The organism is Pedobacter jaeyakensis (genome assembly GCF_054461315.1).
On record NZ_CM136921.1, the window covers coordinates 126,619 to 139,092 of the forward strand.

Here is a 12,474-nt window from a genome sequence, read left to right on the forward strand (position 1 = left end):
GTGGAAGAAGGAAAAGCATATATTGAAACTGGCATACTCGAACTCTTTGTTCTTGGGCAACTAACTGCCCCGGAAGAAAATGAAGTTCTTGGTATGGCTTCAAAATATCCTGAAATTAAACAGGAGATTGAGGCCATCGAGATAGCTATGGAGCAATATGCCGTGGAGAACGCAATACAGCCCAGCGCTGGATTAGAACAAAAGATTTTAGAAAAGATTGGGACTACAATACCGGCAGCAGCAAAACAAGAAGCTATAATTGTTCCCCTTAACGTTGATATTAAAAATCAGTACCAGTCTAAGGTACGCATATTACGCTTTGCACTTGCAGCTTGTATAGCATTACTTTTTGTAAGTGCTGCGGCGCTGTACTCTGCTCATAATGAGCTTGGCATTGCGAGAGAGCAAATTGCCAGCTTGAGTGTAGACAGGGAGAAATTTTCCAGCACAGTTAGCTTCATGAAGGATAACAATGCAGACCTCAATAAATTGGTGAGCATGTCTGATGATCCTGAGTGGAAAACAGTTAAACTTGCGGGTCAAAAAAATCCTAGTGATAAAATGATTGTTTACTGGCATCCTAAAGGTGGTCATGTGATGGTAAACAATGCTAAAATGGCATTACCTGTAAATGATAAAGATCATCAATATCAGCTTTGGGCACTTGTAAACGGCAAGCCTGTAGATTTAGGTGTATTTGATGTGAACCCGGATACTTCACATATCCTTGTAGATATGAAAGGTATAGCGGTTGCGCAGGCATTTGCAGTAACTCTTGAAAAACGTGGAGGTAACCCTACTCCTACCATGGAGCAAATGATGGCTATGGGTGGTGTTTAACCACTTTTGATAATCGTTTGATTAATTCTGATGCCGTTATTGAATATTTATCTTTAGCCAATTCATCACCAGCCCTCCCATGAAAATATACGCCTAATATGGCTGCAAATTTTGCATCATATCCTTGTGCCGCATAAGCTGCTATAATTCCTGTTAAGGCATCACCCATACCGCCTTGCGCCATTGCCGGATTACCTGTGTTATTAATGGAAACGACGCCCTTTTGATCTATAATAAAGGTGTATTGATTCTTTAACACGATAACGATGCTAAATTCAATTGCTTTTAGAATGCCTGTTTGCAACCGATCCCACCAATTCTTATGCTCGCCAAACAACCTGTCAAATTCCTTCATATGTGGCGTTAAAATGGAATTGGGAGCTAGTTTGTAAACCAGCCTTTTATCTTCGGCCATCATGTTTAAGGCATCTGCATCTGCAAGAATGGGTTTGCCTGCTTTTAACACCTCGGTAAAAAGCTGGATCTGATCTGTACCGAGACCCGGACCAATGGCGATCACACTGTATTTTTGGAAAGGTTGTAGGTTTTCCCCCAGCAGACCTTTGCGATCCGCATACATCACTTCTGGTAATGCCGTATTGAGCGCAGTCAATCCTGAATCTGGAATACTCACTGTTGTTAAACCAGCGCCTGCATGCAAACATGCATTTGCAGCAATCAAAGCTGCCCCCATCGTATTTGGAGAACCCGCAATTAGCAACACATGTCCATATGTTCCTTTATGAGAAAAATGCGCCCGGGGCTTGTGTATCTGAGAGATGTCCTCCAATTGTACCAATTGGAAGGGGTGCCTGTCCTCCTCTCCTCTATGGATGTCCAATCCTTTAGCAACTACTTGCTGCGGACTGTATTCGTCGGTATCTGGCAGGTAGTCGCTTAAAAAAAGGGCCATTTCTAAAGTATTTAATTCATTTCTTTTTTGAGGAATTTCCCGGTCAAACTAATCGGGTTTTGAATCAGCCCTTCGGGTGTGCCTTCAAAGATGATTCTGCCCCCTCCGGCACCACCTTCTTCTCCAAGATCTATAACCCAGTCCGCCACTTTTACCACATCCAGGTTATGCTCAATCACCAACACGGTATTTCCTTTATCAACAAGTTCATTTAGCACGCCAAGGAGCACATTAATGTCCTCGAAATGCAGACCCGTAGTAGGCTCGTCTAAGATATAGAAAGTTCTTCCGGTATCCTTTTTGGAAAGCTCAGTAGCCAGTTTTACCCGCTGCGCCTCTCCTCCAGAAAGCGTTGTAGAAGATTGCCCCAGAGTGATGTAACCCAAACCAACATCTTTTAAGGTTTTTATTTTACGGTGAATAGCCGGCATGTTCTCAAAGAAATCTACTGCTTCTTCAATGCTCATGTCCAATACATCACTTATTGATTTACTCCTGTAACGCACTTCCAGGGTTTCCCGGTTGTAGCGTTTACCCCCGCATTCTTCGCAAGGCACCTGTACGTCCGGCAGGAAATTCATTTCAATGACCTTCATACCGCCACCCTGACAAGTTTCGCACCTTCCGCCTTTTACATTAAAAGAAAAGCGACCAGGCTTATATCCTCTTATCTTAGCTTCAGGCAGTTGAACATACAGGTTTCTAATATCTGAAAACACTCCTGTATAAGTAGAAGGATTTGATCTGGGTGTACGGCCGATAGGAGCCTGATCTATCTCAATTACTTTATCTACCTCTTTTAATCCATTGATCTTCTCATAAGGAAGCGGATGCTTCTTAGCCCTGAAGAAATGGTGGTTTAAGATGGGATATAAAGTTTCTGTAATCAGACTGGACTTACCACTGCCAGAAACCCCTGTAACCGCAATGAATTTACCGAGTGGGAAGTCGACCGAGACATCCTTTAAATTGTGTCCACTGGCCTTGATAATGGACAGCTTGTGTCCGTTACCCTTCCTTCTTTTCTTAGGCACATCAATACCTTTTTTCCCATTCAAGTAGGCGGCAGTAAGTGTATCAGAAGCTAAAATTTCTGCTGGTGTACCTTGTGCAACGATTTGTCCACCATGTACACCTGCTGCCGGGCCAACATCGATCACATGGTCTGCTTCCAGAATCATATCCTTATCGTGTTCCACGACCAAAACGGTATTACCTAGATCGCGCAGGTTTTTTAATGCCCCAATTAACCGTTCGTTATCGCGCTGGTGCAGGCCAATACTTGGTTCGTCCAGGATGTACATCACATTCATTAATTGAGAACCAATCTGGGTGGCCAGTCTTATTCTTTGTGCTTCTCCTCCTGAAAGGGTCCGTGCGGTACGGTCTAGCGATAAATACGTTAGACCAACATCAGTTAAGAAACCAAGTCTTGCCCTAATCTCTTTTAATATCTCTTTGGCAATGGTATTTTGCCTTTCGCTCAAACGTTCCTCTAATCCCACATACCAACCTTGCAGCGAATTGATGTCCATCTCTGCCAGTTCAAATATGTTTTTACCATCTACTTTAAAGTGCAGGCTTTCTTTCTTTAACCTTGCTCCATTACACACCGGGCAGGTTTTAAGCTTTCTGAAGGCTTCCATATCATCAACAGCCCCTTCTCCTTTTCGCTCTGCTTGTTCTTCCAACAGTTTAACGATACCGTCAAAGGTGATTTGATAGTTTTGAACATTCCACTTGTTGTATTCTACAGCTACGCTTAACAACTCGTGAGTTCCGTTGAGGATAATATTGATGTTTTCTTCGCCAAGTTTTTCAATTGGGGTAGATAATGAGAAGCTGTACTTTTTAGCCAATGCTTTCAGCACCTGGAACATCCAGATATCACGGTATTCTCCCAATGGTGCTAATCCTCCGTTAATGATGCTCAGTTTGGGATTAGGTATAACAGAATCTTTATCAATAACCAGGATATAACCAAGCCCATCGCAATTCTCGCAAGCCCCATATGGGGAATTGAAAGAAAAACTATTTGGCTGTGGTTCATCGTAAGATATACCAGTAGTTGGGCACATCAGGAACTTACTGAAATGGGAAACGTTATTGTCTTTATCACTAATTTTGATGATTCCCTTACCCAATTTCATAGCACTTTGAAGAGAATCCAGCAGGCGCTTGTTATCTTTTTTATCTACATTAAGCCTGTCAACCACGATCTCAATGTCATGGATCTTATACCTATCGACCTGCATTTTTGCCGTAATATCCTGAATTTCTCCATCAACACGGACTTTAACGTAGCCTTGCTTACGAATTTGCTCAAATAATTCACGATAATGCCCTTTACGTCCTTTTACCACAGGGGCAAGAATATTCACCGGGATTTCGTTGTATTTCTTAAAAATATTCGCCAAAATCTGGTCTTCACTCATGCGTTCCATTTTCTCTCCAGTATTGTATGAGAAAGCATCCGCTGTACGTGCATACAATAAGCGCATAAAATCGTAGATTTCGGTAATGGTACCCACGGTTGACCTTGGGTTTTTACTGGTGGTTTTCTGTTCAATAGCAATTACCGGGCTAAGGCCAGAAACCTTATCCACATCAGGCCGCTCCATGCCTCCCATAAACTGCCTGGAATAAGCACTGAAGGTTTCCATATACCGCCTTTGCCCCTCTGCATAAATGGTGTCAAAAGCGAGCGAAGATTTACCGCTGCCGCTTAGTCCGGTAATGACAACCAGCTTGTTACGGGGAAAAGATATATCTATATTTTTAAGGTTGTGTACCCGGGCTCCATACACTTCAACATCTTTTTGCTCACCCAGGTCGACGGTAGTATTACTCATAGCTACAAAGATAAATATTTAAGTGTTTTACCATACTATGGTGGTGTCATTTTCGGTAGGGTGGCCAGTACAAATAAGCACCCTTCCGGCTGCAATCTCGTTGTCTACCAATACCTCATTATAATCCATCCGCACGTGTCCTTTCGTACATGTTGCGGTACAGGTACTGCAAATACCGGCGCGACAGCTATAAGGGACGTCAATTTTCTTCAACAACGCTTCCTGTAGAATTGTTCTGTTATAGGGTACATTGATTTGGTGGATCTTTCCTTTGTTGTTAAGAGTAACAGAATAGGTGTTGGTATCACCAGGTTCTTTTTCTGAAGTATCATCGTCATCAGCTTCATCTTCCGGCAGGACGAAAGTTTCGCGCTTTATCTGGCTGATATCATAGCCCATCTGCAACAATACAATCCGGCAGGTTACCATGTAATCTAAGGGCCCGCAGGTGTAAAATAAAGCATCTTTGGCCTCGAACTCCAAATATTCATTGACCAGCTTTTGTATAAGAAATACATTTAGTCTGGCGTATAAAAGGTTTTTAGAGTGCGAGGAAACATATATAATCTTAAACCTTTCCGGATACTGTGACTCGAGCTGGTTCAGTTCCTGGTAAAAAAGCGTTTCATCGACCGAACGGCTGCTGTAGACCAGGAACAATTTTGATGCTTTCTCTGCTGATAATGCAGTTTTGATAATGGAGAATATAGGTGTGATACCTACACCAGCTGCAAAGAGAAATATGGTTCTTGGTAATAATTCATTGAAATGATAGGTGAAGAGCCCGTTTGGCTGCAACGCGAAAAGCACATCTCCCACTGCGGTTTTGTGATGAAGAAGCCTGGAAATTTCACCATTCTCCACTCTTTTAATGGCAATGGATAGCGGCTCATTTAAGACAGGAGAACTGCAAATAGAATAAGATCTTCGCACTTCCCGGTTATGCAAGTTAAACACCAGTGTGAGAAACTGTCCGGCAAGGTATTGCGGATTTTCAGCACCTATGGTATCAAAAATAAGGACCAGGGTTTCGCCTGGTCCGTAATTCATTTCTCTAATTCTTAATTTCAACAAACCCATGGGGCGGTAAAATAAGAAAAAAATTGTTCCCTATTCTACGTTTGTTGTACTGAAGGGCTTATGATAAGCCAAAACAACCCTTGGTGCCCTAAATCCATAACGTACAGGGTCTTCTACAATCTCTTTCATAGAAATCAGCTTGTAAACGTACCCTCCCGTTTCAGAATTAAGGCGCATTTTGAAGTAGTTGTCTTGATTTTGCCTGTTGATTTGCTTTCTCATGTGGCTGTCTCCAACATTGTAGGCTGCGGCTACCAATGTCCAACTGTCAAAAATGCTGTACAGCTCCTTTATGTACTTAGCGGCGGCAATAGTTGATTTGCGTAAGTTCTTGCGCTCATCCACTCTTGAATTCACCTTTAATCCATAATTTCTCGCAGTACCTGGCATAAATTGCCAAAATCCTGACGCGCCTTTAGATGATACGCCGGCTTGTAAACCAGACTCTACCAATGGCATGTACTTAAAATCTTCAGGAATACCGTAAGCGGCAAGTATCGGCTCAATAATCGGAAACCATTCAGCTGCCTTTCTGTGTAAACGATTGGTCTGAATTTTACTGTAATTGTAAGCAGCAAGAATTTTTTTCATTTTACGTTCTACTTTGGCATCGCCAAGCGGAAGCGTTTCTTCTGCGAAATTCAACTTCGCCATAGTTGATAATGGCGGTATTATTCTTTGTGGTGGTGGTGTATTTTTTATTGTGGTGTCTTCTTGTTTTGAAAGACTTTTAGTTGCTTGGGGCATGTTGTAAGCAAACACTTTTGCCATAACCAGTAATGCAATGATTACCGTACATAGTACTACGTGTTTCTTTATCATTTTCCTCCTTTTTTTGGTTAACAATAGTAAACGGCTGCAAACATACAACATATTTATCTAATTATCAAGCCTTTACATGAATATGCGCAAAAATCGGGCTTTAAGGATGCTTAGACGGCGATTTCTAAAGCTTAAAAAAGCGCTAATTTCACTACTTTTTGCTTATGGTAGACAGCGGATTCCAGACTAGCCTGAAAACAAGGCCTTTCGGTACATTTTAACGCAGTTTTGACAGTTGCCCAAAGCGTTAAAATTGTGAATTTGAGCAATTTTACCTAAGTTTGCAGCCGCATATTTTATGCGGTTAATAGCGTATCATGATAAAAGACAACAATAGGAACAGTCGGGATGACAAGTCCAAACCGGGAAACCGAAGCACAACGGGCAGAAAACCAAGTGGAACAGAGAGTTCTTACAAAGGCAAAAGCAAGTTTGAAGATAAAGAAGGAAGAGAGAAAAAAGAATACAAGCCAAGAGGTACTGGTGACTTTAAGCCAAGAGACGGCGAAAAGCGCGAGTATAAACCGAGAGAGGGAGAAGCGAGAGAGAGAAAAGAATATAAACCAAGAGGTACTGGCGACTTTAAGCCAAGAGATGGCGAAAAGCGCGAATATAAACCAAGAGAGGGAGAAGCGAGAGAGAGAAAAGAATATAAGCCAAGAGGTACTGGCGACTTTAAGCCAAGAGATGGCGAAAAGCGCGAGTATAAATCAAGAGAGGGAGAAAAAAGGGAATTCAGACCCCGTGCCTTTAAAGAAGGAAGTTCAAGAGATGTTTTACCAGGAGAAAAACGCAGTTATATAAAGAAAGACAGTTTCGGAACGGGTGATAAGCCTTTCAGGAAATTTGATGATAAGAAAGGTACTGACTCGAGAAGTACCGATAGCAGACCATTTAGAAAAAGAGAGACTGAGGGTGGCAGACCTGTTTATCAGGATCGTGGAGAGAGGGTTGAAAACAAACCAACCATCAGAAACAGAAAAAGTGCTCCAGTTAAGGATGATGGCTTAATCCGCCTGAACCGTTACATCGCAAATTCAGGTATTTGCTCACGTCGTAAAGCAGATGAGCTTATTGCTGCAGGTGTGGTTTCTGTAAATGGAGAGGTTGTATCTGAATTGGGGCAAAAAGTTGATCCATACAAAGACGAGATCCGCTATAATGGTGAACTGTTGAAAAGGGAAAAAAGAGTCTATGTTCTTTTAAATAAACCGAAAGATTATATTACTACTACTGATGATCCTCAAGAACGTCGTACAGTAATGCAACTGGTGGAAAAAGCCAGTAAAGAACGTATTTATCCCGTAGGCCGACTAGACAGAAATACTACAGGATTGTTATTGATGACGAATGATGGCGATCTGGCAGACAAGCTCTCTCATCCTAAAAATGGCATCACTAAAATCTATCATGTTGAATTGAGCAGAAATTTAAGTCAGGGAGATTTTAACAAAATTCAATTTGGTTTAGAGTTGGAAGATGGCCTGATTAAACCTGATAACGTATCGTACGTTGCGGGTGCAAGCAAAAAAGAAGTAGGCATACAAATCCATAGTGGTAAAAATAGAATTGTAAGAAGGATATTTGAACACCTCGGCTATGATGTAGTGAAACTTGACCGTGTAGTTTATGGCAATTTGACTAAAAAAGACCTCCCACGTGGAAAATGGCGTTTCCTGGAAGAGCATGAGCTGATACAGATCAAACATCTTATCAAATAAACAGCATGAAAAGATTCCTTTGCTTAGCCATTATGTTATCAGCACTTCAGCTTCAGGCACAAAATTACAACCTGTTGATTGGTACCTATACCAATAGTGGAAAAAGTGAGGGAATCTATACTTACAATTTTAATGCACAAACTGGAGTTTTATCTCCAAAAAGTCTAGTCCGCAATGTTGCAAATCCAAGTTTTCTAGCAGTATCACCAGACAAAAAATTCGTTTATGCGGTAAATGAGTCAGGGAGTAACAGTACAGTAACATCGTTCGGTTATCACGCTGCTTCAGGTGAATTGACAACATTAAATAAAAAAGAGGCAAAAGGCACAGATCCTTGTTATGTAATGGCAGACGAGACAAATGTAATCGTTGCCAATTACAGCAGTGGCAACATCGTTGTTTATGGTAGGGCTGCTGATGGATCACTTACAGAACCTAAACAGATCATCCAGCATACTGGTAAAAGCATTGATCCTTCAAGACAGTCCAGCGCACATGCCCACATGGTTCAGCTTACTCCGGACAAGAAATTCCTGATCTGTACAGATCTTGGAGAAGATTTGATTTATGTATATAACTATAAACCTACAGCAAAATCTGATGTAATTAGCTTAAGTACAGTAGTTAAAACAAATCCAGGGACAGGGCCAAGGCACATTACTTTTAGTCCGAATGGTAAGTTCGCTTATGTGGTTCATGAATTCAATGGCAGCATTACCGCTTTTACATACAATAACGGTAATTTTAAAAAAATACAGGAAATTGAGACTACCGACATCAACTTTAAAGGTAGGATTGATGCAGCCGATATCCATATCTCTCCTGACGGGAAGTTTTTGTATGAAAGCAACCGCGGAGATGCAAACACAATCAATGTGTTTTCTATGTATCCAACAGGACGCTTAAAATTTGCATCTAGGGTAAGTACATTGGGTAAAAGTCCAAGGAACTTCGCAATTGACCCAAGTGGAAAATTTGTATTTGCCGCCAATCAAGGTACTGACGAGGTAGTGATCTTTAATAGAAACAAAACTACAGGTGCACTTAGCGACAGTAATAAACGGATAAAGGTAGGCAGCCCTGTTTGTCTGGTTTTTATTTAAACTTAAGCTGGCGCTCAATCACTTCGTTATAATAACTAACGTATTCTGGCAATATCTTTTTAAGATCGAAATCTTTAGCCCTGATAAAAGCGTTGTCTTTATACTTTGCCAACACTTCATCATCTTTCAAGATCATGATGGCTTTTTGCGCCATGTCATCAACATCACCAACGTTGCTCATAAAACCACAGAACCCATCAATATTCAACTCAGGTAAACCACCGGCGTTAGATGTGATTGCAGGAACTTTACATGCCATGGCTTCCAATGCTGCCAAGCCAAAACTCTCAGACTCTGAAGGCATTAAGAATAGATCAGAAACCGATAGAATCTCCTCTACAGCATCTTGTTTACCCAAAAACCTTACGTTATCAACAATTCCAAGATCGCGACATAGCTGTTCATCGTAAGATCGTTCAGGTCCATCACCTACCATTAAAAGTTTGGATGGAACCTTCGCCTGAATTTTCTGGAACATCCGAATTACGTCAGCCGTTCGCTTAACTTTTCTAAAGTTAGAGGTATGTATTAGAATCCGCTCATTATTTGGCGCAATCGCTTTTTTAAAATGATCTTTTGGTTTTAAACTAAACCTACTGAAATCTATAAAATTAGGGATGACCTTGATCTCGTTAGTGATCTCAAAATGATTCTCTGTATCTCTCCTCAAGCTTTCTGAAACCGTAGTTACACCGTCAGATTTATTGATAGAAAAGGTAACTACCGGCTTATAGGTTGGATCTTTACCAACAAGTGTGATATCAGTTCCGTGTAATGTAGTTACAAATGGTATATAAATCCCGTAAGTTTCCAGGATTTGCTTAGCCATAAATGCCGCAGATGCATGCGGGATAGCATAATGCACATGAAGTATATCCAGCTTTTCAAACCTAACTACATCAACCAGTTTGCTTGCCAGTGCAGATTCATATGGAGCGTAGTCAAAAAGCGGATAATCTCTTACAGATACTTCATGATAAAATAGGTTTGCCGAAAAGAAATCGAGACGGGCCGGCTGACTATAGGTAATAAAATGGACTTGATGGCCTTCATCAGCAAGAGCTTTACCCAGTTCAGTAGCAACAACTCCGCTACCTCCAAAGGTGGGGTAACAAACAATACCTATTTTCATAACTTAATTTACTGTGCAAAGTACAGCACTTTAAATGAGCTTTATGTTAAACAATTGCAATTATTTGGCTGCTAACATAAATGTGTGGGAATTGTTACGATTTCATTTCGGCCAGGATGACCAGGTACATTTCATTAGGACGTTGAGTACCTATATAGTACTCAAAACCATCATTATCCGTAAGCACAACTGCATCCTTACCTGAGGAATAAAAACGGATACTTCCCTTTCGGTGCAAATTGTAAACAGGATTGTTAAACAGGTAATTACTATAGGTATCTTTTCTTACTTTTTTGATAGAATTCAAGTCAATCTCTACTCTTTTGGCCGACCATAATCCATCAATTACAATTTTCTTATTCTCAATCACTGTTTTATATTGAATAAGGAAGAGCAAACCTATTGAAACTCCAATGATACCAAAGCCAACTACCAGAAACAAATCCTGAGTATTGTCGCGATCCCGTTCATACACGTAGGCGGCAAAACAAAATGCAGCCATAACAAGCCTGATGCATATCCGGATATAATCTCTACCGATGTATTGCTTCTCCAGAAAAGTGTTACGGTTTCCCATCTTATTTTTTATTAGATACAATTATTCGGCGATGGTTACAAAATACTTAAACCGCTAATGCCAATGAAGGAATAAAGTTACTTGTTTTAATTACGAATTGTGTATTTTTTTTAATTCAAAGATCGCAACCTGGCGTGTACCTCCGACAATCTTGTACCTATCGTCTTGCCGTTGTCCAGCAACCCAAATGACCTCACCATTACCATTCAACAGTATGGGTACCTGGTCCTTTTCATTGAGTGGTACTTTCTCGTCGATTAAGAAATTACTGAGCTTTTTATATGAACTCATGCCAATTGGAATGAACTTATCCCCTTCCTGCCTGCTCCTGAGTACCAGAGGATAAATGAGCAATCGGGCGTCTACAAATGCCTTGGCTTTGTCCTTCTCAAAGAAAATAATTTCCGAAAAAGAGAAATGAAGCTGTTGGTTTTTAAAAACAACTGTTGTTTCTTGGTGATGAATCAATGTAATATCGGTTTCTTCAACTTCCTTAAGTTTGGATATAATGAGATCGTCGCGATCTATAAGGGCTTGATGGGTAACACTTTGATAAATGGTTCCACTTTGCTTATCCAGACCTTTCAATATTTCATCTGCAAGAGCCTCCTTAAAACCGTATGGCTTAAGCAACTCAGAAAATAGTAACCGTTGCGGATTGAGATGTTTAACGATCTGGATTGAAAGACGAACAGTACCATGTTCCGATTTTAATAAATTTTTAGATAGCGAACTCACTACCTGCTGCAGGACCAATTCTGTTTCGCCAAGGCGCTGTGCGTTGCGCTCAAATGTTTGCTCCAATTTAGGGTTTAGTGTTTGCAATACAGGCACAACCTGATGCCTGATTTTGTTACGCGCGTAGTTAATGGTAGAATTGGAACTGTCTTCCACAAAATCAAGATGGAGCTTGCTAATCAGCAAATCTATAGCTGCTCTGGACAAAAACAACATCGGTCTTACCAGGTAACCTCTTTTTGGCAGTATGCCATGCAGTCCTGCGATACCCGTTCCCCGGATGAGGTTTAACAACATGGTCTCTATCACATCCCCTTGGTGATGGGCAATGGCAATGCAATCATAATCGTTATCAACCCTGACTTGCTCAAACCATTCGTAACGGAGTGCTCGCGCAGCCATTTGCGTAGAAACCTTATGCTGAGCCGCGTACGCTTTGGTATCGAAATGGGCAACAAAAAAAGGAGCTTCAAAGTTTGACGCGAGCATCTTAACAAAATTCTCATCTCTTTGAGATTCATCCGCCCTTAGGTTAAAATTGCAATGTACAATGCCGAAATCATATCCCGCTTCTTTGAAAAGGTGCGCCATTAAGACAGAATCTTTACCCCCACTTACCGCAAGCAAGATATTACTTTTGGAGTTAAACAATTGATGTTGATCAACATATTCCGTAAAAGATTGAAGCGGCAGCAT

The 12,474-nt window shown here is 41.0% G+C and carries 10 protein-coding genes; 3 read left to right on the forward strand and 7 right to left on the reverse strand.

Annotated features, from left to right (window positions below; translation table 11 throughout):
* Positions 1-840 carry an anti-sigma factor gene (locus tag ACXZ1K_RS00670; protein WP_458971451.1) on the forward strand — a complete coding sequence of 280 codons (840 nt, stop codon included), beginning with the start codon at positions 1-3 and terminating at the stop codon, positions 838-840.
* Here ACXZ1K_RS00670 and ACXZ1K_RS00675 read toward each other — a convergent pair.
* From ACXZ1K_RS00675 to ACXZ1K_RS00690, 4 genes are read right to left on the reverse strand one after another with little or no spacing between them, the layout of a single operon-like run.
* Positions 824-1,753 (reverse strand): NAD(P)H-hydrate dehydratase, encoded by a 930-nt coding sequence (locus ACXZ1K_RS00675; protein ID WP_458971452.1) that lies wholly within the window; start codon positions 1,751-1,753, stop codon positions 824-826. The two genes, ACXZ1K_RS00670 and ACXZ1K_RS00675, sit on opposite strands and share 17 nt — an antisense overlap.
* Positions 1,754-1,764: 11 nt before the next feature.
* The gene (gene uvrA / locus ACXZ1K_RS00680) at positions 1,765-4,605 is read right to left on the reverse strand and encodes an excinuclease ABC subunit UvrA (RefSeq protein ID WP_458971453.1); all 2,841 of its coding nucleotides are present in this window, start codon (positions 4,603-4,605) and stop codon (positions 1,765-1,767) included.
* A 27-nt stretch (positions 4,606-4,632) separates the two neighbouring features.
* Entirely contained in the window at positions 4,633-5,655 is a 1,023-nt protein-coding gene (locus tag ACXZ1K_RS00685) for a 2Fe-2S iron-sulfur cluster-binding protein (protein ID WP_458971454.1), read from the reverse strand.
* 60 nt (positions 5,656-5,715) lie between these two features.
* Positions 5,716-6,507, reverse strand: a complete 792-nt coding sequence (locus ACXZ1K_RS00690; RefSeq protein WP_458971455.1) for a lytic transglycosylase domain-containing protein — start codon at positions 6,505-6,507, stop codon at positions 5,716-5,718.
* 317 nt (positions 6,508-6,824) lie between these two features.
* Between ACXZ1K_RS00690 and ACXZ1K_RS00695 the strand changes: the two genes are divergently transcribed.
* On the forward strand, positions 6,825-8,228 hold the full coding sequence (locus ACXZ1K_RS00695) for a pseudouridine synthase (protein ID WP_458971456.1): 1,404 nt from the start codon (positions 6,825-6,827) through the stop codon (positions 8,226-8,228).
* A gap of 5 nt (positions 8,229-8,233) precedes the next feature.
* Positions 8,234-9,331 (forward strand): lactonase family protein, encoded by a 1,098-nt coding sequence (locus ACXZ1K_RS00700; RefSeq protein ID WP_458971457.1) that lies wholly within the window; start codon positions 8,234-8,236, stop codon positions 9,329-9,331.
* Here ACXZ1K_RS00700 and bshA read toward each other — a convergent pair.
* From bshA to tilS, 3 genes are all read right to left on the reverse strand, one after another.
* On the reverse strand, positions 9,324-10,463 hold the full coding sequence (gene bshA, locus ACXZ1K_RS00705; protein ID WP_458971458.1) for an N-acetyl-alpha-D-glucosaminyl L-malate synthase BshA: 1,140 nt from the start codon (positions 10,461-10,463) through the stop codon (positions 9,324-9,326). The two genes, ACXZ1K_RS00700 and bshA, sit on opposite strands and share 8 nt — an antisense overlap.
* 94 nt (positions 10,464-10,557) lie before the next feature.
* A complete protein-coding gene (locus ACXZ1K_RS00710) occupies positions 10,558-11,040 on the reverse strand; it encodes a hypothetical protein (protein ID WP_458971459.1) in 483 nt (160 codons plus the stop codon).
* A gap of 90 nt (positions 11,041-11,130) precedes the next feature.
* On the reverse strand, positions 11,131-12,474 hold the full coding sequence (gene tilS, locus ACXZ1K_RS00715) for a tRNA lysidine(34) synthetase TilS (RefSeq protein ID WP_458971460.1): 1,344 nt from the start codon (positions 12,472-12,474) through the stop codon (positions 11,131-11,133).

What these genes read in the sequence shown, in the direction of transcription:
- ACXZ1K_RS00675 (WP_458971452.1), bottom strand. Translation starts at nt 1,753, where the DNA reads ATGGCCCTTTTTTTAAGCGACTACCTGCCAGATACCGACGAATACAGT.
- uvrA (WP_458971453.1), bottom strand. Translation starts at nt 4,605, where the DNA reads ATGAGTAATACTACCGTCGACCTGGGTGAGCAAAAAGATGTTGAAGTG.
- ACXZ1K_RS00685 (WP_458971454.1), bottom strand. Translation starts at nt 5,655, where the DNA reads ATGAATTACGGACCAGGCGAAACCCTGGTCCTTATTTTTGATACCATA.
- ACXZ1K_RS00690 (WP_458971455.1), bottom strand. Translation starts at nt 6,507, where the DNA reads ATGATAAAGAAACACGTAGTACTATGTACGGTAATCATTGCATTACTG.
- ACXZ1K_RS00695 (WP_458971456.1), top strand. Translation starts at nt 6,825, where the DNA reads ATGATAAAAGACAACAATAGGAACAGTCGGGATGACAAGTCCAAACCG.
- ACXZ1K_RS00700 (WP_458971457.1), top strand. Translation starts at nt 8,234, where the DNA reads ATGAAAAGATTCCTTTGCTTAGCCATTATGTTATCAGCACTTCAGCTT.
- bshA (WP_458971458.1), bottom strand. Translation starts at nt 10,463, where the DNA reads ATGAAAATAGGTATTGTTTGTTACCCCACCTTTGGAGGTAGCGGAGTT.
- ACXZ1K_RS00710 (WP_458971459.1), bottom strand. Translation starts at nt 11,040, where the DNA reads ATGGGAAACCGTAACACTTTTCTGGAGAAGCAATACATCGGTAGAGAT.
- tilS (WP_458971460.1), bottom strand. Translation starts at nt 12,474, where the DNA reads ATGCTGCCGCTTCAATCTTTTACGGAATATGTTGATCAACATCAATTG.